Consider the following 25,730-nt stretch of genomic DNA (forward strand, 5'->3'; position numbering starts at 1 on the left):
AAATAGGGCGTTTCGGCTTTTAGAAGTTAGTTTGACCGAACCGAATTCTGTACGGTTTTTCCCCCTTGTCTTCTTTCCTTCCTTGTCCCCTTGTCTTGTCTCCACCCTTAAATAAAAAACCTACACCTGTCAGCTCTCCCACCAGAGGAGAGGGGAGCAAGAAGTAAAAGCAAGTAGCAAGTAATGGTGTGGCACACCTTATTTGATGAATTAGAATGGGAGACCCGAAACCGTAGGGGCGCAAAGACTTGCGCCCGATTCAATCGTCTATCCAGGCAGATTTTCTTTAAGCTGGGCGATATTTTCGGGGCTTAGGGTAAGTTTGACTTCGATTTGTTGCTGCTTATCGCGCAATGTGATACTATGATTTTCTCCTTGATAATTACTTTCCCATTGAGGATTAGTGATTTCTATTTTCTGATAGACAACTTCCGGAATTCCCAGCCGGATGACTAAATTTTTCTGAGATTGAGGATAAATATAAAGCTGAAGCCGTTGCGGATCAAGTTCCAGTTTCCAGGGGGTTGTGCTGCGTTCTTGATCTGTGTCCACTTTTTGCCAGTAGAGGGTAATTCCGCGAATTTGGGGATTTTGCAGTTTAAACTCGTCGTCAAACCGCTGCCATTCCCAGTCGATTTCCTGGGCATTTCCACTGGGAGGAATTAGTCGCTGTCTCCATGCAATTTTACGGTTGTTTAGCGCTGTCCAAAATTTACTGATTTTGGTGAGATTTGCGCCATTTTCAGGATTGTCACTATTTTGTTGCCAAGTAATCATTTTTTAGGGAACAGGGAATGGGGAACAGGAAATGGGGAATGGGTAATGGGTAATGGGTAATTTAGAATTCAGTCAGGTTCATCTAGATGTTCGGCGACGGATTGATACAAGTCGAGAACGTGCTGATCTTGAAGATGATAATAGACCTTGCGACCGCGTTTATGATACCGTACTAATCGCATGGCTCGTAGGGTGCGTAATTGATGGGAGACGGCGGATTCGCTCATATCCAGCGCGGTGGCGATGTCACATACACAGAGTTCTGCGATCGCGAGTAGGGAGATGATCCTCAGCCGATTTGTATCACCCAGGGAACTGAACAATTCTGCCATGCGTTGGGCTTTTTCGGTGTTGAGCATTTTTGGCTGCAATGAATCAATCCGCTGGCGTTCAACCTGATGGGGCGGATGACAATGAGGTGTGTCTGTGTCTGGATTAGCAGAAATGTTTGCCTCTGGCGTGGATAATCGGATTGGCATTGAGGTACTATCTCTTGGCTGTGGAATGGTCTGATTTTATGGTAGCTGACTCAGGGGGTTAAGGGTGACGGGTGTTGGGTGTCGGGTGTCGGGTGTTGGGTGATGGGGTGATGGGGTGATGGGTGTTGGGTGTTGAGTGTCGGGTGTTGGGAAAGGTTGAAACTATTGCCTATTGCCTATTGCCTGTTCCCTGTTCCCTAATATCCCCAATCGCTGGTTCAAGCTAAAATGCAGCAAATGTTCATCTGTTTTTGATGTTAACTCTGTTAGGGAAGGAATATTATGGGTGATTTAGGACAATTGCCTGTCGGAATTATTGGTGCTTCTGGCTATGGAGGCGTGCAATTGATACGCCTATTGATGGATCACCCAGGCGTTGAGGTGGTTTATTTGGGGGGAAGTAGTAGTGCGGGAAAGCCGTTTTCTGAACTCTATCCTCATTTGGGTCATTGTGTGAATTTGACCATTGAGGAGATTGATTTAGATAAAATTGCCAGCCGTTGTCAGGTGGTGTTTCTGTCGTTACCCAATGGTTTGGCGTGTCAGATGGCACCGCCGTTGTTGGCGAAAGGGTGTAAGGTGATTGACCTTTCGGCTGATTATCGGTTTAAGAATTTGGAGACCTATAAAACCTGGTATGGGGGAGAACGTAATGACCAGGAAACTGTAGCTTCAGCGGTTTATGGCTTACCGGAATTATATCGCGATCGCATCGCTAATGCGAAGCTGGTAGGGTGTCCTGGCTGTTATGTTACTACCAGTCTTTTGGCACTTGCACCGTTGCTTAAACAAGGGTTAATTCAGCCCGATACGGCGATTATTGATGCCAAATCAGGCACATCGGGGGCGGGGCGTAAGGCGAAAACTAATCTTTTACTCGCAGAAGCGGATAGTTCGGTGGCGGCTTATGGGGTGGCGCGTCATCGCCATACCCCAGAAATTGAGCAGATTTGCAGCGATTTGGCGGGTCATGAGGTGATGGTTCAGTTTACCCCTCATTTAATGCCAATGGTGCGCGGACTCCTGGCGACGGTTTATGCAACATTACGTGACCCCGGATTAGTGCGAGAAGATTTGGCGACGATTTATAATGCATTTTACCGCGCTTCTCCTTGTGTGCGCGTCTTACCCAGTGGGACGTATCCGCAAACGAAGTGGGCATGTGGGACGAATTTGTGTTATATCAGCGTTGAAGTTGATCCACGTACTGACCGGGTGATTGTTATGTCAGTTACCGATAACTTGATTAAAGGTCAAGCTGGTCAAGCGATTCAATGTTTGAATCTGATCATGGGGTGGGATGAAAAGTTGGGATTACCGTTGTTGAGTTTTTATCCGTGATGGGGTGATGCGGTGTAGGGGTGCGGCGGTGCGGAGGAGATAAGGCGGGTTTTGCACAAATGTTATCATCTCATGGCGAAACGAAAATCCCTAAACCCGCCCCTACAAAACTGGTTCCCTCGATCGCAGCAACGGGTCAAAACTACCCCAATCCCCAGATAGAGATTCGAGAGAAATTTTTTTGCTACAGTAGCGAACACGGGTATTTAGTAGAATCAATCGCCCGCTGCTTAAAATCGCTTAAATTAGGGTGTGATATTGGTTTCGTGAGGGTGCTAAAAAGCTATATCTCATTTTTTTTGCTTGTTTACGGGGACGTCAAGATAGAACTAACTCTGTCTTGGCTGAAACAATTTCCCTTTTCTCGTTGGATTGAACCAGGCTTAGGTGCTTACCATGAAAAACCCGTTCCGTCAACGTTCGCAGTCATCTTCAGTAGTTCCCCCTGAACCGGAGAAGGGTTTGGGTACATTTGGGGGGGTTTATACGCCGTCCCTGCTGACGATTCTGGGTGTAATCATGTACCTGCGATTCGGTTGGGTGGTGGGGAATGTGGGTTTATTGGGGACGCTGATGATTGTCACCCTGTCTACGGCGATTACCTTTCTGACTTCGCTGTCGATTTGTGCGATCGCAACAGATCGGGTGGTGAAGGCGGGGGGCGCGTATTTCATGATTAGCCGTTCTCTGGGAATTGAAACGGGCGGCGCGGTGGGGATTCCGCTTTACTTTGCCCAAGCGATATCGGTGGCGCTGTATACGATTGGTTTTGCTGAAAGTCTGACGCTGACGTTTCCGGAATTAAATCAACGGCTGACGGCGATTGTGACAACTATCCTGGTGGCAATTCTGGCGATCGCCTCTGCCCAAATTGCGATTAAGGCACAATATTTTATTATGGCAGCGATCGCGCTGTCTTTGATTTGTTTGATTTTTGGGTCCCCCGTTGACCCGAATACTCAGATTGAACTGTGGGGGGCGAAACCGCAAAACTCTGAACCCTTCTGGACTGTCTTTGCTGTCTTCTTTCCCGCTGTTACGGGGATTATGGCGGGGGTGAATATGTCGGGGGATTTACGCAACCCTAGCCGTTCGATTCCCATTGGTACGTTGGCGGCGGTGGGGACGGGTTATGTGGTTTATATGGCATTACCCATAATTTTAGCCATGCGGGCGGATGCTCTCACCTTAATCGAAAACCCCTTAATTATGGAGAAAATCTCCCTTTGGGGTCCTTCGGTGTTATTGGGGGTTTGGGGGGCGACATTATCGAGTGCGATTGGTAGTATTCTCGGTGCGCCCCGAGTCATGCAGGCGCTGGCGCGGGATGGCATTTTACCTCGGTGGCTGAAGTTTCTGGGAACAGGTTCGGGATCAGAAGATGAACCGCGTATTGCGACGGTGGTTACATTGGGCTTGGTTTTAGTCGCCGTCGCTTTGGGGGATCTCAACTTAATCGCCCCAATTTTGAGTATGTTCTTCCTCACCACCTATTTGGTATTGAATGTAGCGGCGGGAATTGAAACCTTTTTACGTAGTCCCTCCTTTCGCCCCTCCTTCCGGGTGCATTGGTCCATATCCCTGCTGGGGGCGATAGGCTGTTTGTGGGTGATGTTTTTACTCAATGCCATGGCGACGTTCATGGCAGCGATTATTGTATCAAGTGTTTATATTTGGTTAGAACGGCGGGAATTAGAAAGTGCTTGGGGGGATGTGCGTCAGGGTGTCTGGATGGCGTTGGTACGGACGGGAATTAATCGCCTCGACTATACGGCTGATACGAAAAACTGGCGTCCTCATATTCTGGTTTTCTCTGGTGCCCCGACTCGTCGCTGGCATTTGGTGGAGTTTGCGGCAAATTTAACCCACAAACGCAGCTTGTTTACCGTCGCCAGTGTGATTCCCACTGGATCTCGTGATCCAGCCAAGCAATTGGAAATGGAAGCCACGATTCGCGAGTATTTAGAGAAGCGGGGGGTGCAAGGGTTAGCCCGGTTAATTTCTGCCCCTGATCCGTTTATTGGGGCGGAACGGTTAGTTGAGGCGTATGGGATTGGTCCGTTGGTTCCCAATACGATTCTGTTAGGGGATAGTGAACAAGCCTCTCATCGCGGGAGTTACTGTCAGATGATCGCCAACTTGCATCAAGCCCGTCGGAATGTGGTGATTTTACGAGATGTGGAGGAACGGGGATTTGGTCGGCGCAAACGGATTGATGTCTGGTGGGGCGGGTTACAGGCAAATGGGGGCTTGATGTTAATTTTGGCGTATCTATTGCGGACGAGTCTGGAATGGCGCAGTGCCGAAATTAACCTTAAATTAGTTGTCGCCAATTCCGCCGCCGCCCAAGCCACGCGGACGAATGTGGAAAACCTGACTAAACAACTGCGGATTGGGGCGCGATCGCAAGTGATTGAGGCAAAGGGACGCCCCTTCCCAGAAATCCTGCGTCGATCTTCCCAAAGTGCGGATTTAGTCTTCTTGGGTATGGCGAAACCGATGGATGATTATACCAGTTATTACGAACGTTTGCAAGGTTTAGCCACAGGATTGCCGACAACAATATTTGTGTTAGCCGAACCCGATTTTGCCTTCTCGGAAGTGTTACAGGAGGGGGGCGTGTAGGGGTTTGGTAGACCACTTATCCCCCTTCTAACGGCAAAGGGGGTTCCTCTAGGGGACGAATAATCGTGGGGGCGGGTTCTTGTTCAGGTTGCTGAAAGATTCCCTCCAGCGCCTTTTCTAAACTTTCCGCCATGATAATGCGATTTTCATAAACAACAATGACCCGCGCTAAAATAGGTAGGCTATTGCGTTCGGCTTCCAGGTAAAGCGGTTCGACATACAGTAAGGATTGCTCAATCGGAATCACCAACAGATTCCCCTGAACCGCCCGTGAACCTTGACGATTCCACAATGAAATTTGCTGAGAAATGACCGGATCTTGATTAATTAGGGCTTCAATTTGTTCGGGTCCGTAAATCAGTTCTTGTTTGGGAAACTGATATAAAAATAATTTGCCATAATTCTCACCATCTGAACGCCCTGCCAACCAAGCAATTAAATTATTACGTGCCTGAGGTGTAAAGGGATGGAGGAGGATAAACTCTTCATTCGTCGCCGTTGGCAGTTTCATAATCAGATAATACGGTTCCAGAGGTTGCAACTCTGTGCCGTAAATCTCTTGGGGAATTCGCCATTGATCCTCCCGGTTGTAAAATACTTGGGGGTCAGTCATGTGATAGGTGAGCAACCGTTCCGACTGAACACTGAAGATGTCTACCGGATAGCGAATATGACGCCGCAGCGCCGGAGGCATAGCATCTAAGGGTTGGAATAGCCTGGGAAAAATCTTCGTCCAGGTTTGAATAATTGGATCGTCGGGGTCGGCAACATAGAATGTAATCGTGCCGTGATAGGCATCAATGACGACTTTAACCGAGTTGCGGATATAGTTAAATTCATTATCACCCGGGTCAGAATAGGGATAATTTTCGCTGGTGGTGTAGGCGTCAACAATCCAGTAAAGATAGGTTTGATCCGTTTCTACTTCCCCACCCTGAGGATTAACACTGACAATATACGGATCGCGATCATACCGTAAGAACGGCGCGATCGCCCGAATCCGTTGGTTGATGTTGCGACGGAATAATACCTTGGTTTCCGGCGTAAAGTTGTCCGTAAACAGCATCTTCCAATCTTTGAGATACTCGGCAAACAACAGCCTGCGCCATAGTGAACTAATCTGCACACCCCCAGTGCCATCGTAGGTATTGTAAACATTATCCTCACCACTGGGATAATCGAATTCCTGCACTTTAGTGGGAGTCATCACATAATTTTCAGTGAGTTGTCCGTAGTAAATTCGCGGCGCCCCAATCGGAATACTTTCGCGAATCAGTTGGCTAGACGTGGATAAATCACCGCCAACACCGGGATCAGCACCGGTGCCAATATCTTTAACAAAATAGTTAGGCAATCCGCCACTACCCACCCGATTTACAGGACTCATCGTAAAGCCATAGCCGTGGGTATAAACTAAGTGTTGGTTAACCCAGGTTTGGGCTTGTTCTGGCACTGATTCGTAGGATAATTCCCTCGGTGCAATAATCACTTGTTGCTTTTCAATCGTGAAACCGGGTGTGGGTACAGTTAGGGAAATCTCTGTGTCTTCTGCTTCTAGTTCATCGCCTTCTTCTCCCGCAAAGGAAGGCGGAACCCCCGTCACTTCTAACGGTAGCCTGTAGCGGTCAATATCAGCGTCCGGGAATTCGTAGTAGAGACGGATACGTTGTAGCTGACGATTAGTTTGCAGGATGGGACGAGCATCCCAGAGGCGGATATTGCGAATCGTTAAAACATTTTCATCTAAATCAGCACTGGTGAGTTCGCCTTCGGGGTCAAAGATTTCCACATTGATACTATCAAGATCAAACGCCGCTCGACTCAGTTTGATACTGCGTTCAATATAGAGGCGTTCTCGTTCCAATTCATTTGGCTGCACGCCAAACCGTTGCACCGTCGCCGGGATTAACCAGCCTGCGATCGCGACCATGATCACATACAATCCCAGTAGGGAGAGTGTTCCCTTGCCACTCCTGTGCAGCGACTTAAACCCGATTATCGGTCTCAGGAGTAAAAATAAAGCAATCCCCAGGGCGAAAATACTTAACCCTGTATTAATCGGTAACTGTGCCTTAACATCGGTATAACTAGCACCATAGGTAACGCCACGAGTGGAATACAGCAGTTCATAGCGCGATAGCCAATAATGGAACGCTACCGTCGCCATCGCCAAGGAACCCAATCCATGTAAATGATAAAGTTGATGATCAGAAAATCCGGGAAACCGCCCATGAGACAGGCTATTTCCAGATACTAAATAGGTTAAGGTTACGGCGACTAAACCAAACAGACACAGCCCCCCCAGCCAAAAGTTCAATAGTTGCAACACTGGAAGTTTAAAGACATAGAAACTAATATCTGTGCCGAATAAAGGGTCATTCGCATTAAAGGCAGTTGGCTGGAAAAACTGCAAAATCCTGCCCCATTGTCCGGATACCACTAAGGCAAAAACCACTGAAAAAACAACAGCCATCGCCGTTAACCAGAATTGGGAATTAACCACCAATGCGATGACAATGATAACTAAACCAATGAGTTGTATTATCTGTACCAGCAGCCGTAGCAATACATCGTGTATGGAACTCCAATCAAAAGGAGTTGGTAGGGGTGGGGTGACACTGGGTAAATTAAAATCAGCTTGCCAAAGGGAGATAGCCACTTCGCCGTAATGGAGTAGCATAATCCCCACGAGTACGTCGAGGCATAGTACGATGGGCAAGAGTAATCCTAACCGCAGCGCTAACGCTCCTTTTTCCAGGTTGAAGGGTTTAGAGTCTTGTGTAGGAGTCTTTGGTAGGGTTGGATTGAGTTGAGTAGTCCCCGGAGGTATCCTAGTGGGGTTACCAACCTCCTTGGCGATAGCGGCGGGGTATTTCAGCCGATTGGCGAGAAACAAATTACTGAGTAAAAATCCGGCGGATAAGCAGCCAACAAATGCCCACAAACCTAGCTGAGTCCGCAAGCGTAACCAGAATGCTGACAAATAGTCAAGCTCAATGAACCATAAAATTTCCGCAACCAGGTGAGCCAGCAAATCCCAGGCTAGCCACAACCCCAGAAGCACGATGATGACTTGAAAAAGGCGGTTCCAGATGCGTTTAAACATTTTGCGGAGTGAGCAGCGATAGTATCCTCTATCCCAAGTTTATCTGCCTTGTGCATTCTACCCTTGTCGATTGCCAAATTAAATGACATCTGTAACAAATTAAATGTCAAGAGGTTCAATAGGGTTAGTGAAGAAGATTAAGTTGTGTCAAAAAGTTGCATGATGGCGATCAATTGGGGGTAATGTTTTGCCACAACTCAGCTGCTATAAACCTAGACAAATGCCCCACATTCGTTGTTGCAATGACAACATCTGGAATTGCTAGAGTCATTGCTTGAGCAATCAAAATCATGTCGCCGTCAATTGTTTTATCCCCTGCTGTTGGTTGTCCTTGCTGACGAGCTTGCGCCCAAAGCTGCGCTGCTTGACGCATTGTAGTTGTTGTAATCGGCAAATACTCAAAAGCCTTTGCCAAATCGTCTAAACGAGCAACGCCTTTCCTCTTGCTTGCCCGTAATAACTCACGCCGAACTTCATAGTCTGCAATCTCCGGAATGAGAACACGGCTCCCTCTTGTTATGTGGGCTTGAAGCCACTGAGCACAAGCAACACTCTCAGCAGAAAGTTTGGGATTGGTGACTAGACCCAGTGGTCCTGTATCTAACACAATGACTCGATTCACCAAGTTATACCCTTCAACTCAGACGGAAATAACTTGCGCTCAGACAATCGATCATCATCTAGAGCATGAATTAAATATAGACCTGTCTCTTGCTGTTCCTGATCATCCTCATCATCTATCCAAGACTGAAGTAAATTAACCGCCTCAGTTTGCTTTTGTTTCAGGAGGAGAGAACTTACCAGAAGCTGCAACGCTACAGCTTCTACCGAAAGCCCTTGTTGATTGGCTTCCTGTAGAAGATACTGCTCTAACTCTGGCGATAGATTAAGGGTTAGCGTCATAAGTCTCCTGAAGATATGCTCTACTATTTTAGCAAGGGAAAAGACTGAACGATACTTTCAGGTGATAATCTCTTCTGAAAAGCATAAACATAGGACATACTGCTGAATGCCATGTAGGTTTTGAGATAGACCTAGTGTCCTAACCGTTGTGGCAGTTGCTATATCTGTCTGCTGCATTAGGATTGTTATGCAGCGCCACTTCTTATAAGTTCAACGTTGTTCAATTAAACCTGAATAGATCCAACCGATCCAAACCTCCGAGCCATTAATTTGGACTTTATACCAAAGCTGATTAGAGCTATTCGTCTCTTGTTCAAGAATTGTCACTGGAGTACCGTTCGGAATTTTTGCTAGAATTTCAGTCTCAAATGTGCTTGGACGACTTCGCAGGTTGGCATAACCATCACCAGCCTGAATCACAAAACTAGGATATGAGTTAGTAGAAGATCCATTTGTATTGGAAGGTAGAGAAGGCTTATGTGTAGATGATTGTTGCATACTAGGTTTAATAAACCATACTATTGAGAACACTACTGAAAGTGTTAGAAGTTGCCTTTTGTTGAGTATCCATTGCCTCTTCAATGCATACTTTAGGACGGTATAAAAGGCTTGATATATTAGGTTAAATAAATTAACTATTAAGCTCAATGAGCTGCCAATAAAATAGAGTATAATAGGCGGCTGACAGCCTTTTTTTCTTATATATTGAGATATTAAACTTTCAGGAAAAAGCAAAAAAATTGCTAGATAATGAACAAGTAATAGAGTCGCTTGTGAGAATTTGGTAAGAATCCACGGTAATCCACGCAAAATTAACCAAGGAATGCCGAATAACGTTACAGACAATACCAATAGAAATCTCCACGGCATTGGTATCTGAAACAGTAATTCCAATACCACTTCAAAGCTAACTTGTAAGAGTTCCATCATGTCACTCTTTAGAGGTTTTATATAAATGGCTATGGCTATTCTTCATTGTCTTCCCAAATAGGTTCAGATGAAATATTTGATTGGGAATCCAAACTGACTTCTGCTGCAACTGATGAATCTTCTTGCCGTTCGCTGCTAGTAGCCTCACTGTCTTGTAAAACAGGTTGAGGCATTTCATTAACGCCAATTAATTCTTGCAAAGCACGTTTTCCGACTTCAGTAAGCTGCCATCCTTCTACAACATCTGCATCCAAAAGGGTTCGCAGTATCTTAATGTTATGCTCTCGTTCAATTTGCTTTTGTTGATTTAGAGCTTGTAGAATAGCTCGGACATCTTCAGGATTTTGTGCAAGCTGTAGTGCTAAAAGTTGCAAATTACCTGACTGAAGCATAGAACTGTAAAATTTTGTTTTTTGTTCCATAATTTTCAGTTCAAAATCAGCTTGCTGTTGTGCCAGACGCTGCTCAAGTTCTTGGTGTTGAAGTTTTGCCTGAAGCTTTTTCAATCTTAGTTTATTCTCCAATTCTTGCTGTCGCTCAATCCGTTTTTGCTCTAATTCTGCTTTTTTCTCTTCTTGCTCAATTTCAAATTGTGTCTTTTCTATTATTAGGTATTGTTTTGATTTTTCTAGTTGAATTTCTTCCTGAATACGTGTTTGACTTCTAATCCAATCAGCTACCTCCTGTTGCAAAGATAGCTTGAGTGTAAAATTGCTAAGATTGAAGCCTGACTCATAAATTGCTTTATTAACAGTACCCCTCATTTCAATTTCAGCATTGCCACTCTCTTTTACATCATATTTACGACTGATAATCCGCATCATTTCTTCAACTGAACTTTTAATCCATTGGGCAACGTCAGTGACATTACGGTTTACAATCACCTCTGGATCACGAACTGAACACCTGAAGGTAATTTCAGCATGAAACTTAAATGCATCACCTTTACAAGGAACATCACACTGAAAATCTAGTGGATGCTCAGTCATATCTACTCGGTAAAGTTTGTTATAACCCCAGCACGCTTCTCCCCAAGTAAGAGTTTTTTGACCTTGGAGCAAAGTAAGTAAAGGTTTACCATTTCCTGAACAAACCAATGCCACTCCTGGTTCTAGAATTGGAGGACGCTGGAGCAAACCCCGACGACCAAGATTTTCTGTGCTTAGAATTGGATTATAGGTTTCTGCCATATTGCCTTTTCCTCACGTTATTCACTTAAACCATTTTTAGCTTTGAGAAAATTTTGCTGGCTGTATTTGATGATTCAATAGATGCCCACCTTTTTAAGTATTCAAAAACTCGCTCTTTCTCATGCCTACTTCCTCGCTTAATAAGGTTGTATAAAAGACTACCTAAAACTGGATATAAGCGACAATCATAATCTGCTAAGGTGAGCCACCTATGCAATTCCTCTAGAACTAACCTCCGAGTTTTTTTTAAATTAAGGGATTCTTTTATTAAGGAAATTATTATTTTTTGATAGATAGGAACAGTTTCGCTATTACATTTTAGCCACTCTCTTTCTTGCCAAAGCAGCCATAAAATTGTAGGTAAGTAGCTATTGTTTGAAACTTCTCTCAATTTAGCTTTGTGTAGAAGAAGCCAGAAAATTAATAAACTAACAGTTTTCTCGTCTTTATTCTTAGCTTCTTTTGTCCACACTTGAATAGTGTCTAAAACATTGAGGTATTGAGTTGATACAACTCTGCCTGCTTGAAAAAGCATTGTAATACTTTCAGCAGCCGCAAAAAACAAAAACTCATTGCCAGATTTAGCAATTGTGAACAAATCTCTTAATGCTGCGTCAGGAAAACGTAATCCAACATAGCCACCATAAGCAACTGTTGCTGTCCAACGCAAATGAAGATTATTGCTTAGTCCACTCCAATTATGAAGTAATCCTAAAACCTGTGGGGCAAGATTACTATCAAAGATAGGAATACTCAAAGCTAAAGCAGCAAGTTTCTGTAAACGTTGATCCTGAGAATTTGCCCAAGGTCTGAGTATTTTGTCTAGAACAGCCGTGAAGTCATATCTACTCAATTCACCAATAGCTGCTGCTGCTCTGCTCCTCACGTCAAAGCTTTGATCTGTTCCTAACTCATGAAGTAGCGAAAGAAGTGGTTCACGCAGACGATTGTACTCATGCCACACAAAGGAAAGAATAGCAGGTTGAAATCCAGAATTATCTAGCTTAATGACTTCAACAGGACTCAATCCACGCTCGGTATTTTCAAAACCTTGAGCTAAAGAAGCACAAACATCTTTTAAAAAAGAACTTCGTTTCCTCCCAAAGATGGGATCAGGATTTATAGTATCTTCCTTTTCATTCAAGGAGCGCACAAGTGATTCTAATCTTTGACTAGCATCATCAACAGCTTTATATTTACACCCGTTCAGAATCGCTAAAGTGATGAAGAAAATACGCTGACTAAAATCTGAGTGTTGTTCAAACCAGGACTCGACTTGTTGTCTAATACGAAGATTAAAATGGGATAAGGCTTCTTCAAGCTCACATTTGCCTCTGACTACTCGGCTAAGTAGCTCTGCTAATTGATCTAGATCACCTGGTAATAATTTGTTGGTAATTATAGTTTTTACTGAATCAGATCGAATTAAGTCACAAATATTAGACTCAATCACTTGTGTTTGCAAGTACCATTTTAGGTGCTTTTCTAGAGCCTTCTCGCTATTCGGTAAATTCTTCCAGTTAAAAATGAAATTTTCTATAGATTCTTGGGAAAAATTCCAGCGACTATCTACTGTAACAACGAGGTAGCTATTTTTTTGTTTCAGCTTTTGACTTAGTTCTTTAAGAATATAGTTGTCAATCTTTTGTTCTTCTCCAACATCAGGAGTAAGGGTATCAATTAAGTATGCTTTGTTAAATTCAAATTCAAATAGGTTTATATTTTCAATTGCTGGATTGATTTCAAAAATTTCACTTTTAGTTACACTTGAAAGTAAGCGAAGAGCTGTAGTTTGCTTACCAAGCTTTGGATTGCCCCATAAAACAAGAATATGCTCGTTATTCAAGGTTGAGAACACATTGCTATAATCCGAGGTTTCAACGTAGACACTTCGTATCTTATCAAGATTTTCAACCAAAATCTGTCCAACAATCTCTTTGGAAAAGTTGGATGAGTACCCCCGATGCTCTCGTACTGAAACGCTTCCGTAAATTCGAGCATCTTCCTCAAAATAGTTTCCAATACTTCGGTTATCAATATAGACGGTTGCGACTTTTAGCCCTTTGAGTAGCTCATTAGTATCAGCCTTATCATTTTTGACGAAACGTTCAAAACTTTCTGGGTTAATGCCAGAATTCTCTTGTAGAATATCCTCTGAGTTTTTCTGTTGGCTCACCAGGTTTCTCCTTAAAAAGCTCAACAATTGCTTTGAGTAAGATTAATATTTTTTGATTTTTAACCTGTTTATATATGGGTGTCATTATCATTTATCATCACCTAGCCAATTTCTAGAAATAACAACCCCATATATCTTTGCGTTTTTCTCAAAATAATTACCTATGCGACGATTGTCAATGGTTAACTGTTCAATTGATGAAGCTTTTGGCTCAAGTTTGATTGGTTGCGAGTAGGTTAAATAATCAGATATAAATCTTTTAACGCGCTTATAAATCTGGCTTTCTCTTGAGAGTGGTCTACAAATTGAGAGGTGATCGTCATCCATTGGTATTGGTGTTACACCTTTAACGCCGGGATCTGCACTGGTTTCATTTACGACTAAGATTCCTTGGGTTTTCTTCTTTTCACAGTAAACCTGCATCGGAATTTGGCTAAGTTTTTCATGATTTCGATACAAGAGATTCAACTCACGTAAGCGGGAATGATGGGCTTCCAATTCATCAACACTTACTGTAGTTTGGAGAATTCCGCCAATATATTTGACCCAGTTGGCTAAATCAGAGCCTGAATGAGGCGTTGACAGAAAAACAATCCCTTTTGTTTGTTCTACAATCGTCCTCCATCTTTGTTCACCAAAATCCATTGCATGACGGAGCATTTGTTTAACCAAAAGTCCTCCAAGACTATGCGTGATGAAGACTACGGGTCGCTCACCAATATCATCAGCATCCAAGAGAGCAAGCGTATTTGTTGCACGATCTACCAAGGGCATTGTGCTTCCTCTCCACGCAAACGGTTCTGCTTCGTATCCTAATGACCAAATTGCGACATTCGGTATATCCTGACTAAGCCAATATAGCCAAGAATCTTCACTATCTCTTTTTCCTTGTGGATGCCAAGTTTTTAATGCATCACCACCAAGTCCATGCACGAATATTACATCACCTCTGCGCCCAGGATTGTCACAGTTTGAGATCTTGCTTAACCCGTTGGTCATGGAGTGCCTCCACAATTTTGCTTATTCTTATTTAGGAGAATTCACACGGTAAATTAATGTATTACGTCTAACTACAAAATGTATAAATTTATTTATAAGAACGGTAAATTAAGGGTTTTATAGATATCCAAAAAGCCCGTGACGAGGATTGAACTCGTGACCTCACCCTTACCAAGGGTGTGCTCTACCACTGAGCTACACGGGCATATTTATATGGACGCTTCTAGTACACATACCCTCTAAAAATTAGAGTTATGTGATGGGCCGAGTTGGATTTGAACCAACGTAGGCAAAGCCAGCGGATTTACAGTCCGCCCCCATTAACCACTCGGGCATCGACCCCTTTCGTTCACAGTTATTAATACTAGCACAACTTTTAATTTGTGTTCAACTTTTTTTCGGACTTCCCCATCTCAGCCATCTTCCCGAATGGGCGCAAGCCTTGCGCCCCTACAGCACAGTCATCTGAGCCATCTGCTCCATCTGCCCCCTCTCGCCATTTTGTATCAAAAATAACAATTCCTCAGATAAGCTCGCTCTAATATCACAGCTTAACCTTGTTTATCTCTATCAACCCACGGAATTAGCCGAGGAATATTTTATACAAATGGTTAGACGATTAGGGCGACGCAAATTTTTGATCTATGGCTCCGCCACATTAGGCACCAGTATTCTCCTCAAAGCCTGTAGTGAGCCGCCAGCACCGGATACCACAGGAGAGGCGACAACCTCTGACTCGGCGGCGGCTGGTGGTAATGGTGACACGATAAAAGTCGGGATTCTCCACTCCCTCAGTGGCACAATGGCGATTAGTGAAAAAAGTGTCGTGGATGCCGAACAACTCGCCATTGAGGAAATCAACGCTGCTGGGGGTGTCCTGGGTAAGCAGATTGAACCGATTGTGGAAGACGGTGCCTCAGATTGGCCCACGTTTGCTGAGAAAGCCAGAAAGCTAATTGACCAAGATAAAGTCGTTTCCGTTTTTGGCTGCTGGACATCTGCTAGCCGCAAGGCGGTATTGCCCGTCTTTGAAGAGAAAAAACATATGCTCTGGTATCCTGTGCAGTACGAGGGTCAAGAGTGTTCTAACAATATCTTCTATACAGGCGCGGCTCCGAATCAGCAGATTGAGCCAGCCGTGGATTGGTTGCTAGAGAATAAGGGCAAACAATTCTTCCTGATTGGTTCTGACTACGTGTTCCCTCGTACCGCTAATACAATTATTAAGGCACAGCTTGCAGAACTGGGTGGCGAAACTGTTGGCGAGGATTACTTGCCTCTAGGAAATACAGAAGTTACCCCAATTATTACCAAAATCCGGGCGGCTTTGCCAGACGGAGGAGTTATTTTTAATACTCTCAATGGTGATAGTAATGTGGCGTTCTTCAAACAGTTACAGGGTGCAGGGTTAACCCCGGATAAGTATCCGGTGATGTCGGTGAGTATTGCTGAAGAAGAAGTCAAGGCAATTGGTACAGAATACCTGAAAGATCAGTATGCGGCGTGGAACTACTTTCAAACCGTTGACACGCCAGAAAACCAGGAATTTGTCAATGCCTTTAAAGCAAAATATGGTGAAGACCGAGTGACTAATGACCCGATGGAAGCTGCCTACATTGGCGTTTACTTATGGAAGCAAGCGGTCGAACAAGCGGGAACGGCTGATGACTTAGAAGCTGTTCGCAAAGCGGCTTATGGTCAGAAATTTGAAGCCCCAGAAGGGATGGTTACAATGAATCCTAACCATCACCTCTCGAAGATGGTACGGATTGGAAAAGTGGGAGAGGATGGTCTGTTTGAAATTGTCAACGAAACGGAAGCGGCTGTTGAACCCGTTCCCTGGAATCAATTTGTTGCCGATACTAAGGGATTAGGTTGTGATTGGTCTGATCCGAGTAAGGGGGGTAAATACAATTTAAAAGACGTATAGCGCTACGCCCTAGGCAATGGGCAATAGGCAACACCTCGACCCTTCGACAGGCTCAGTTGCCGCGCTCACCGTCGAAGCCTCACGCCGAAGTCCTGTCGAAATTCAGGGTCAAGCGATTTAAATTTTTCTTTTTTTGTCCTTGTCATTCCTGACCAACAATCAACGTAGAAAATTGTGCTAGCAGGACTTTTAGATAGTCTCTATGGCGGTATCAGTATTGGCGCTGTTTTATTAATTGCAGCGTTGGGATTAGCCATTGTGTTCGGACTCATGGGTGTGATCAACTTGGCACATGGGGAGTTGATGATGCTGGGTGCTTATACGACCTTTGTTGTCCAAAATTGGTTTAAGTCTCTGGGGGAACCGTGGTTTGAAACCTATATCTTATTTGCCATACCGATCGCGTTTCTGGTAACCGCCCTGGTGGGATTGATTCTGGAACGGGGTGTCATCCGCTTTCTGTACGGGCGTCCCCTGGAAACCTTGCTAGCAACCTGGGGCGTTAGTCTAATTTTGCAGCAGTTCGTCCGCAGCGTAAATTGGGTGATGGTGATTGGCATTGCCCTATTTTGCCTGCTGTTTTTTGGGGCGCTGTGGGTGCTGTCTCGTCGGGCAGATAGAGAGAGGATTCGCTCTTGGGCAATCCCGATTATGGTGGTATTATCCCTGGGAATTGCCTTTACGATTGGCAAGGTTTTGAGTGAAACATTCGAGCTAGCGTTAACTAAGCCTTGGTTTGGCACTCAAGGTGTTGATGTCACCGCGCCAACTTGGATGCGGGGAGGGTGGTTAGTTGAGTTACCCGAAGGCAGCTTTCAGTTATCGTATGTCCGATTATTTATTATTGGGCTAACGATTCTTTGTATTACGGGAATTTACCTATTCTTGCAGCGTTCAGCTTGGGGATTGCGGATTCGCGCTGTAACTCAAAATCGGAGTATGAGCGCTTGTTTGGGAATTCCTACGGGTAAGGTTGATGCGTTAACCTTTGCTATTGGTTCGGGTTTAGCGGGGGTTGCAGGTTGTGCGATTAGTTTGCTGGGTTCAGTTAGCCCCAATACAGGTCAGGATTATATCGTCAATACGTTCATGGTGGTGGTGGTTGGCGGCGTTGGTAAATTGGTGGGTTCGATTGTGGCGGCGTTAGCGATTGGGACGATGAATTACCTGATTGGTTCGGGCATACTGGCTTTGCTTTTTCAGCCCATTGAGCCGTTATTTGATTTGTTTACCTTCTTTGCCACCACCAGTATGGCAAAGGTGATGGTGTTTGCCTTAATTATTATCTTTCTGCAAATTCGACCGGGCGGGATTTTCCCACAGAAAGGACGATCCTATGAATTGTGAGGGAAGTGTTCCCTATTCCCCATTGCCCATTGCCCATTCCCTATTCCCTATTCCCTATTCCCTGTCCCCTGTTTCCTGTTCCCTGACACATGACATCTGACTCAGTAATTGAAATTCCCGGAATAGACCAACGGCGAAAGCGTCGTCAATCCCTGCTGATTGAAGGGGGTGTGGTTACTCTAATCGCCCTGCTGCTAATTATTGTGTTTCCCCTAGTTTTGTCTGACTTTCGCCTGAGCTTGTTGGGGCGATTTTTGGCATTGGCGATCGCAGCTTTGGCAATTGACTTGATTTGGGGCTATACCGGACTTTTAAGTCTGGGTCATGGCATCTTTTTTGCCTTGGGCGGTTATGCGTTGGCAATGCACTTGACATTAGCCCCCTTGGAAGGCGATACTTTGCCAGAATTCATGAGTCTCTATGGGGTGGAGAAATTGCCCTGGTTTTGGCAACCCTTTGATTCCTTTGGATTTGCTGTCTTTGCCGTTATTATTGTTCCGGCTATCGTCGGCGGCTTGTTTGGCTATCTTGTCTTTCGTAACCGGATTCGAGGTGTTTATTTTTCTATCCTTACCCAAGCGGCGACGATTGTATTTTTCAATTTCTTCAATGGTCAGCAGAAACTATTTAACGGTACGAATGGTTTGACCAATTACCAAAGATTACTGGGGGCTGATGTGAATGCCACTCGCACCCAGTTTATATTTTATACCATTACAATTCTATTGCTGGTTGTCTCTTATGCCTTATGTCGCTGGCTGACTCAGGGTCGTTTTGGGCGCTTGCTGGTGGCGATTCGCGATGATGAAAATCGGGTGCGGTTTTCGGGGTACAATCCCACAGGATTTAAGGTGTTAGTCTTTGCCATTTCTGCGGGGTTGGCGGGAATCGCGGGTGCAATGTTCACGCTGCAAACGGGTATTGTTTCACCGAAGGCGATGGATATTGCCTTTTCGATTGAAATGGTGATTTGGGTGGCGGTTGGTGGTCGTGCTACACTCGTGGGCGCAATTCTAGGGGCGTTGGTGGTTAATTTTGCCAAAAGTATTTTAAGTGAAAACTTTGCCGAAAGTTGGTTATTTTTCCAAGGCGGATTATTTTTGTTGGTGGTGACGGTATTGCCCAGTGGAATTGTCGGGTGGTGGCGGTATTCCGGATATCCGGTGTTGCTGAGTTTATTTGGAAAGCGAAAAGAGGTGATTACATATCCCAGTTTAGAAGAAGACCCAGAGGTGCAACGTGAACGAGAGGAAATTAGTCATTAGTTTTAGGGAACAGGGAACAGGGAACGGGGAATAGGTAATTCTAGTAAATATCATTGTCATTATTCCTTTGTCATTAGTCAGCTAAAGTCTTGCTAAACATGAATCAACAAATTTTAGCCATTGAAGATTTAACTGTTAGTTTTGATGGCTTTAAGGCACTCAATAACCTCAACTTCAGTATGGATACTGGAGAGTTACGGGTGATTATTGGACCCAATGGTGCTGGAAAAACCACGTTCCTCGATGTGATTACGGGGAAAGTTCAGCCAACTAGGGGACGAGTTCTGTTTAAAGGACGCAATCTGCGGCGCAAATCGGAAGATGTGATTGTGCGGATGGGGATTGGTCGTAAATTTCAAACCCCGCGAGTTTACCTCAATCTAACGGTTCGAGAAAATTTAGACTTAGCCTGTAATCGCAGTAAAAATGTTTTTTCAACGCTGTTTGGGCGTCCTGCTGCATCGGAACGACGCACGGTGTTAGGGTTATTAGAAACAATTGGTTTAGTTCCCAAAGCCGATTTACAAGCCGATTTACTTTCCCATGGGGAAAAGCAACGGTTAGAAATTGGCATGTTGGTGGCGCAATCCCCGGATTTATTGCTGGTTGATGAACCTGTGGCTGGGTTGACTGATGAAGAGACTGAAAATATTGCTGACTTACTGATCAATTTAGCCGAGAGTCATTCAATTATTGTCATTGAACACGATATGGAATTCGTGCGGCTGATTGCCCGTAAGGTGACGGTGTTGCATGAGGGTTCGGTGTTATGTGAAGGGAGTATTGATGAGGTGCATAATGACCCCCGTGTGGTGGAAGTGTATTTAGGGCGAGAGTCCTCGATTAGCGCCCATCAAATGAAACTGCTGCGAATTGTCACCGCAATGGCTTGGTCTGATGGGGATTTAGCCCCGGAAGAAGCGGAGTTAATTATTGCTCGCTTGAGTCAATTGTTTTCAACGGATAGTGAAGAACAGAAGAAGTTACAAACCGAACTCCGGGATTATTTAGCCGCTAATGTTGATATTGATGAATTGGTGGCTCAAATTGAAAATCCTGAAGAACGGGAGTTAATTCTGAAGTTGGGGTATGAGGTGATTAATGTTAGCGCTCGCACGCCTAATGAACCGACGATTAATCAACAAGAAGCAGCAGCCTATAAAGAACTGATCAAGCTTCTGGATTTACCGGAAGTCGTGGTGAATCGTTTGGAAACAGATACCGCCGAGTCGTTGTGATTGATGGTCGTGAATCATAAAATGTGTTTTTTGTCAAATTTATTTCTGAATAAGCTCAAAAAATTTTGTCATTGGGGTATGCTTGTATTTTGAGAGTTTTGCCGACGCTAGCCAATAAAATAACGCCAGAGTAATGGTTTAAAGCCTGTGTTTTTGCAAATTAGCTACAATTAGCCTATTTTACCATGCTATACAATTTTTAATATATCATACTACAGCCAAACAACAACGTCAAATTGGGCTTTTCCAGGGACTGCTGCTGCCCGGTCAAAATCCCATAACATTTACAAAATCAAATTTTAAACTTTAAAGTTAAAAGTTTTATTTATAATAGCTTCAACCTATAATACCAGTTCAGTTATCGGTGGGGAGGGCGGGTTTTGTTGAAATGTTATCGGTGAATAGCTGATTTTAATCCCTAAACCCGCCCCTACAAACTACGAATACCCGTTCAGTTATCGGTGGGGAGGGCGGGTTTTGTTGAAATGTTATCGGTGAATAGCTGATTTTAATCCCTAAACCCGCCCCTACAAACTACGAATACCCGTTCGGTGGGGAGGGCGGGTTTTGTTGAAATGTTATCGGTGAATAGCTGATTTTAGTCCCTAAACCCGCCCCTACACTAATTCTTGAGTGATGCTGCACTACACTAAGAATACCAATTAATCGCTTCTAGCTATGAGTCAAACTGACCAAGTAATATCTAAAATCGATCATCAATCCTCAACTCAGCTAATGCTGCAAATTAGGGATGTGAATGTTTACTATGGCGAAAGTCACATCCTGCGGGATGTCGATTTAAGTGTACCCGTCGGACAAATGGTTTGCCTGATTGGACGTAATGGCGTGGGCAAAACAACATTACTGAAAACGATTATGGGGTTGCTCAAACCTCGAACAGGTACAATTACCTTAGCCGAGCAACTGATTACCCATAAATCCCCAGATCAACGGGCAAAATTAGGCATTGGTTATGTTCCCCAAGGGCGGGAGATTATTCCGCGCTTAACGGTAAAAGAAAATCTGTTGCTGGGGTTGGAAGCCTGTCGTCGGGGTAGAGGGAACAAAGCCGAGATTCCTGAAGAGATTTTCAGCTTATTCCCCGTGTTAGAATCCATGCTATCTCGCATGGGCGGAGATTTAAGTGGAGGACAACAGCAACAACTTGCGATCGCGCGGGCGTTAATGGGGAAACCTCGATTATTGGTATTGGATGAACCCACCGAAGGGATTCAACCGTCGATTATCTTAGAGATTGAAGCCGCTATCCGCCAGATTGTCAAGTCTACAGGCATTTCTGTGCTATTGGTGGAACAGCATCTGCATTTTGTGCGACAAGCGGATTGGTACTACGCGATGCAAAAGGGAGGTATTGTCGCATCAGGTTCAACCAGCGAATTGAGTCAGCAGGTGATTCAGCGCTTTTTAGCAGTTTAGTTTTAGGGAACAGGGGGAGATGAGGGAGATGGGCGAGATGGGGAAGATGAGGGCGAATGACAAATGACAAATGACGAATGACTGAAACACCAGATTCACAGGATTGACATCTAAAAATTTTACCTTGGAGAGGAAAAGGGTGCTTTGTCTATAGTAAAACAATGACAGTATCGCATTTGCCTTATGCATCACTCAGAATCAGGTATTCTTTCTAACCATCCAGGTGTCGCGACTCCTTCCCCGCCATCGCGTCGCTTTCTTCTGTTTGCTAATCCTGTACTTTGGATCAATCGTATCAGCCGTCGTTGGAGTATTCATCAAAAAATTGGTTCTGGCTATTTTTTAGCGGTGAGTATTGCTGTTTTTGGAACAGCGACAGGATTAATCGTGGGAGAACATTATGATGATAGCGCCAGAGAGTCGTTAGAAATTACCCAGGAACGACTGGATATGTTAGGAAATTTAGAAAAATCTTTTTTTACTATTCAATTGTACCAAGAACGACTAACCTATTTATCAGAAAATCAGTCTTTAGAAGCTGATTTTATTGTGAGATTAAATGAAACTTTAATAAAAAGCAATAGTCAACTCGCCCAATTACAATTTCATTTAAAAACTCATCGTCAATTACCCAGCGATTATAAGAACTCGCCAAAAGATATATTGAATTATTGTGAGCGGGGTTTAGACACCTATCATCAGATCGTTAGCTCTCTTTTAGAAAGACTTAATTCTGAAACGCTTACTCCCAGTCAACTTCAAACGATTCAACCTTTTTTTGTAAAAACGTTTAAAAGCGAACTGATTCCCCAGTTTGAAACAATTTCAGCAAGTTTAGACAAGCTCGTTCGCTTAACGGAAATTCAGCAACAGCAGGCAAAGGCTAAATTTAAGGACGCTAAGATATTACGGGCTAGCATCATTGCAGGGAGTATGATGCTATCAATAGGAATTGCCGCTGTTTTAGCCATCTATACCAGTCGTGCGATCGCCCGTCCCATTCAAGCTGTAACTCTTGTTGCCAAACAAGCCACTCAGGACGGTAATTTTGACCTACAAGCACCCGTCATGACTGAAGATGAAATTGGAGTTTTAGCCACGTCTCTGAATCATCTTATTCAACGAGTCGCTACGCAAATTCGCGACTTACAGCAAGCCCAAGCTCAACTGATTCAAAGTGAAAAAATGTCCAGTTTGGGACAGATGGTGGCTGGACTTGCCCATGAGATTAATAATCCAGTGAATTTTATTCATGGGAATCTGACATACACCCAAGAGTATACCCGTGATATTCTCGAACTCTTACATCTGTATCAGCAGCATTATCCCCACCCTTCAGCAGAGATTCAAAGGAAACTTGACGACATAGATTTGCAGTTTATCCGTGAAGATTTACCCAAAATTATGAACTCCATGCAAGTGGGAAGCGAACGCATTCGCCAAATCATTTTATCCTTGCGAAACTTCTCTCGCCTCGATGAGGCAGAAATGAAACGAGTTGATCTTCATCAAGGAATTGACAATACACTTTTAATTTTAAATTCTCGTCTGACTCAGAATATTAAAGTCATCAAGCAGTATGGACAAATTCCTTTAATTGAGTGCTATCCAGCCCAACTCAATCAAGTGTTTATGAATATTATCAATAATGCCATTGATGAACTCAGTGTTGATTCAGGTTTGGCAAAACGACAGATTTTAATCCAAACCCAACAAATTGCTCCCAATCAAATTGAAATCAAAATTCGGGATACAGGTTCGGGGATTCCTCCAGACATAAAACCTAAAATATTCGACCCCTTTTTTACAACCAAGCCCGTTGGCAAAGGAACAGGGATGGGTTTGGCTATATCCTATCAGATTATTGAGAAACATCAGGGAAAAATTAAGGTAATTTCAGAACTGGGTCAAGGTTCAGAGTTTATCGTCAGTTTACCGATTAAGCCGGAGTAATTCCGTAGATTATACAGTATGCTCTCAGCGATAACTTTCATTTTTACGTAGATCCACGGTTTCGTTGAACTGGTATGATTCCTATAATCTTCCTAGTTATATGAGGAACAGTAAAACGATGTATGAACGCGACTTAATACCAATGAACAATCAATCTACTCCTGTAGATACGGTTTGGCAAGCAGCGAATACCCTATCAACAGAGGAAAAAGCGGAACTGGTAGAACGGTTACTGGGTCAAGAATCGGGATTAATTGTCATATCCGCCACCAGTCATCTGGCTGACTATATCATCGCTCAGACTAACCTATTATCCAGAACAGGTTTGGCGTATGTATGGAGAGCGATCGCGAATCGGATGATTGGCGAAGAACATGATCCTTGGGGTTAACTATGCGACTCCAGCACGTTAGGAAAATCACCACGATTCAGGGTGCTATTCTGGTGAATGATTATAATTGTAATGGGAGTTTCTGGCTCTGGCAAATCTAGGGTAGGTCAAGCCTTAGCTCAACGCTTGGGATGGCAATTTCGGGATGCTGATGACTTTCATCCTCAAGCCGCAAAAGAGAAAATGAAACAGGCAATACCCCTCAACGATCAAGACAGACAACCTTGGTTAGAGGCGATGCAATCAGCCATTGATCGGTGGATAATGGCAGGTAAAAATACAGTATTAGCCTGTTCAGCACTCAAGTCAAGTTATCGTCAAGTTTTACAGATTCAAGATTCACAAGCTCCCTCTGCTTCCAGACGCGCCATGGCGCGTCTCTACATTGCTTCCCCTGCTCCCCCTGCTCCCTCTGCTCTCTAACCCACCACAAAACTTATTCAGCAACCCCTAATTCCCCCCATTTCCCGGCGAACAATCGGGTAACTCACTAGCGGGAACCACTGAATCGGAACTGGCAAATCCTTGCAATTTTTGTTTATAATCAACTAACTGTTGGCGAACGTCTTGGGAGTCAATCTGACCGATCATCCGATTGACAACATTAATCGCTTGTGACCAGTTTTGAGTACAGACAGCTTGTCGCAATTGGGCATTGAGGTTAGCTGAAGGGGGACTAACTGTTCCGGTAGCACCTTCCGGAGTAACTGTTCCGGTGGCTCCTCCCGCCAGTCGGAAGGAATTAAAAAAGCCCTGAATACTCTTTTGCAAGTATTTTTCTTTGGACGTACCGACTCCTAATAAATAGACCCGTTGATTGACTAAATAAAGCCGATATCTACCAACAAAACCTTCAGAGTGCTGCATTCTAAATGCTTTGCCAGAATAATTATTTAAATTAATCGTTTGCTGATTTAATAGTTGACCCGCCATACTTTCGGATAATCCCAGCACTACTCCGGTTAAAAACTCATTGATTTGACCCGAAGTTTGGAGCATAGTGCTAAAATCCCCCGGTAAATCAAAGTAAGCCACCAAATAGTTCGCTTCGTTGGGACGTTCAACGGTAAATGCATTCAAGTTCAGTGGAGCTAATTCAGTGTTGATTGTGTCCTGTTCTTGGCGAGGTGTACCGGGCATTAAGACAGTGAAATTGCCTTCGGCTGAGGAGAAGGGTTTCCAGATGGATTGGGCGACTTGAATCGGGGGTTCAGCCCGCCCGATTCCCGGTGTTGCCGATCCACTCACCAGCAAGGTGGTGATTAAGAATGGGAGTAGTACCTTGGTATTCATGGCTCTATTTATTTGGCAAGGTTATCAGCCTCACTTTAGCCGAAAAAGACGTATACAGAAAATCCCTACTCTGTTAATGTAGTATGGTTTTGTAGTATAATCTAAAATTATAGGTTTACTCCTCCTGGACTGCAAATTAACTTATCATTCAAAATACCTAGTTTTTAAAAATTTGTTATAACTACCTACCATCGCAAGTCATAGACTTACTTGGACTTTGGACAAAAAAATGAGTTTGCGTAATTTTTACGCAAACTCATTTTTAACTTAATTAAGAGGAATTAATTTGACGATGACCGAAAAGTTTTACTCGTCTTTAACTCCCTCATTTTTCCCAGAGATATCCGGCT

The 25,730-nt window shown here is 44.0% G+C and carries 20 protein-coding genes and 2 tRNA genes; 10 read left to right on the forward strand and 12 right to left on the reverse strand.

Annotated elements, in window-relative coordinates; all coding sequences use genetic code 11:
• Nucleotides 1-267: 267 nt before the first annotated feature.
• Together RH949_RS13140 and RH949_RS13145 are read right to left on the reverse strand one after the other, a co-directional pair.
• Nucleotides 268-777: a hypothetical protein gene (locus RH949_RS13140; RefSeq protein ID WP_446353650.1), complete on the reverse strand. Its 510-nt coding sequence runs from the start codon at nt 775-777 to the stop codon at nt 268-270.
• A gap of 68 nt (nt 778-845) precedes the next feature.
• Nucleotides 846-1,256: an ArsR/SmtB family transcription factor gene (locus RH949_RS13145; RefSeq protein WP_006105339.1), complete on the reverse strand. Its 411-nt coding sequence runs from the start codon at nt 1,254-1,256 to the stop codon at nt 846-848.
• A gap of 282 nt (nt 1,257-1,538) precedes the next feature.
• On the opposite strand from RH949_RS13145, the gene argC reads away from it, so the two are divergent.
• Both argC and RH949_RS13155 read left to right on the forward strand, forming a co-directional pair.
• Nucleotides 1,539-2,597, forward strand: coding sequence for an N-acetyl-gamma-glutamyl-phosphate reductase (argC, locus tag RH949_RS13150; protein WP_006105257.1), 1,059 nt, complete (start codon nt 1,539-1,541; stop codon nt 2,595-2,597).
• Nucleotides 2,598-2,993: 396 nt separating this feature from the next.
• Nucleotides 2,994-5,222, forward strand: coding sequence for a Na-K-Cl cotransporter (locus tag RH949_RS13155; protein WP_446353653.1), 2,229 nt, complete (start codon nt 2,994-2,996; stop codon nt 5,220-5,222).
• A 16-nt stretch (nt 5,223-5,238) separates the two neighbouring features.
• Here RH949_RS13155 and RH949_RS13160 read toward each other — a convergent pair whose 3' ends face one another.
• The 9 genes from RH949_RS13160 to RH949_RS13200 form a co-directional block, all read right to left on the reverse strand.
• Complete coding sequence (locus tag RH949_RS13160) at nt 5,239-8,328, reverse strand: UPF0182 family protein (RefSeq protein ID WP_044210494.1); 3,090 nt, start codon at nt 8,326-8,328, stop codon at nt 5,239-5,241.
• Nucleotides 8,329-8,497: 169 nt separating this feature from the next.
• The gene (locus RH949_RS13165) at nt 8,498-8,950 is read right to left on the reverse strand and encodes a PIN domain-containing protein (protein ID WP_198016593.1); all 453 of its coding nucleotides are present in this window, start codon (nt 8,948-8,950) and stop codon (nt 8,498-8,500) included.
• The gene (locus RH949_RS13170) at nt 8,947-9,231 is read right to left on the reverse strand and encodes a hypothetical protein (protein ID WP_006105259.1); all 285 of its coding nucleotides are present in this window, start codon (nt 9,229-9,231) and stop codon (nt 8,947-8,949) included. Before RH949_RS13170 ends, RH949_RS13165 begins: the two co-directional genes overlap by 4 nt.
• Before the next feature lie 210 nt (nt 9,232-9,441).
• On the reverse strand, nt 9,442-10,161 hold the full coding sequence (locus RH949_RS13175; RefSeq protein ID WP_446353656.1) for an SH3 domain-containing protein: 720 nt from the start codon (nt 10,159-10,161) through the stop codon (nt 9,442-9,444).
• A gap of 35 nt (nt 10,162-10,196) precedes the next feature.
• Nucleotides 10,197-11,351 carry a hypothetical protein gene (locus RH949_RS13180; RefSeq protein ID WP_446353658.1) on the reverse strand — a complete coding sequence of 385 codons (1,155 nt, stop codon included), beginning with the start codon at nt 11,349-11,351 and terminating at the stop codon, nt 10,197-10,199.
• A 25-nt stretch (nt 11,352-11,376) separates the two neighbouring features.
• Nucleotides 11,377-13,527 (reverse strand): HEAT repeat domain-containing protein, encoded by a 2,151-nt coding sequence (locus tag RH949_RS13185; RefSeq protein WP_446353659.1) that lies wholly within the window; start codon nt 13,525-13,527, stop codon nt 11,377-11,379.
• Nucleotides 13,528-13,614: 87 nt separating this feature from the next.
• A complete protein-coding gene (locus tag RH949_RS13190) occupies nt 13,615-14,526 on the reverse strand; it encodes an esterase/lipase family protein (RefSeq protein WP_446353661.1) in 912 nt (303 codons plus the stop codon).
• Nucleotides 14,527-14,659: 133 nt separating this feature from the next.
• Nucleotides 14,660-14,731, reverse strand: a tRNA-Thr gene (locus RH949_RS13195).
• A gap of 55 nt (nt 14,732-14,786) precedes the next feature.
• Nucleotides 14,787-14,868 (reverse strand) — tRNA-Tyr (locus tag RH949_RS13200).
• 265 nt (nt 14,869-15,133) lie between these two features.
• On the opposite strand from RH949_RS13200, the gene urtA reads away from it, so the two are divergent.
• From urtA to RH949_RS13240, 8 genes are all read left to right on the forward strand, one after another.
• The gene (gene urtA / locus RH949_RS13205; RefSeq protein ID WP_006105337.1) at nt 15,134-16,456 is read left to right on the forward strand and encodes an urea ABC transporter substrate-binding protein; all 1,323 of its coding nucleotides are present in this window, start codon (nt 15,134-15,136) and stop codon (nt 16,454-16,456) included.
• 174 nt (nt 16,457-16,630) lie between these two features.
• Nucleotides 16,631-17,803 carry an ABC transporter permease subunit gene (locus RH949_RS13210; RefSeq protein WP_446353664.1) on the forward strand — a complete coding sequence of 391 codons (1,173 nt, stop codon included), beginning with the start codon at nt 16,631-16,633 and terminating at the stop codon, nt 17,801-17,803.
• A gap of 89 nt (nt 17,804-17,892) precedes the next feature.
• Nucleotides 17,893-19,068 (forward strand): urea ABC transporter permease subunit UrtC, encoded by a 1,176-nt coding sequence (gene urtC / locus RH949_RS13215; RefSeq protein WP_446353666.1) that lies wholly within the window; start codon nt 17,893-17,895, stop codon nt 19,066-19,068.
• A gap of 98 nt (nt 19,069-19,166) precedes the next feature.
• A complete protein-coding gene (urtD, locus tag RH949_RS13220) occupies nt 19,167-20,306 on the forward strand; it encodes an urea ABC transporter ATP-binding protein UrtD (protein WP_446353668.1) in 1,140 nt (379 codons plus the stop codon).
• A 735-nt stretch (nt 20,307-21,041) separates the two neighbouring features.
• The gene (gene urtE, locus RH949_RS13225) at nt 21,042-21,743 is read left to right on the forward strand and encodes an urea ABC transporter ATP-binding subunit UrtE (RefSeq protein WP_044210545.1); all 702 of its coding nucleotides are present in this window, start codon (nt 21,042-21,044) and stop codon (nt 21,741-21,743) included.
• 183 nt (nt 21,744-21,926) lie between these two features.
• Complete coding sequence (locus RH949_RS13230; protein WP_446353670.1) at nt 21,927-23,696, forward strand: sensor histidine kinase; 1,770 nt, start codon at nt 21,927-21,929, stop codon at nt 23,694-23,696.
• A gap of 142 nt (nt 23,697-23,838) precedes the next feature.
• Nucleotides 23,839-24,087, forward strand: a complete 249-nt coding sequence (locus RH949_RS13235; RefSeq protein WP_232231814.1) for a hypothetical protein — start codon at nt 23,839-23,841, stop codon at nt 24,085-24,087.
• A gap of 57 nt (nt 24,088-24,144) precedes the next feature.
• A complete protein-coding gene (locus RH949_RS13240) occupies nt 24,145-24,510 on the forward strand; it encodes a gluconokinase (RefSeq protein ID WP_446353673.1) in 366 nt (121 codons plus the stop codon).
• A gap of 27 nt (nt 24,511-24,537) precedes the next feature.
• Here RH949_RS13240 and RH949_RS13245 read toward each other — a convergent pair whose 3' ends face one another.
• Nucleotides 24,538-25,380: a hypothetical protein gene (locus RH949_RS13245; protein WP_446353675.1), complete on the reverse strand. Its 843-nt coding sequence runs from the start codon at nt 25,378-25,380 to the stop codon at nt 24,538-24,540.
• Nucleotides 25,381-25,730: the final 350 nt, after the last annotated feature.

This window comes from Coleofasciculus sp. A1-SPW-01 (assembly GCF_040217205.1).
GTDB lineage: Bacteria > Cyanobacteriota > Cyanobacteriia > Cyanobacteriales > Coleofasciculaceae > Coleofasciculus > Coleofasciculus chthonoplastes_A.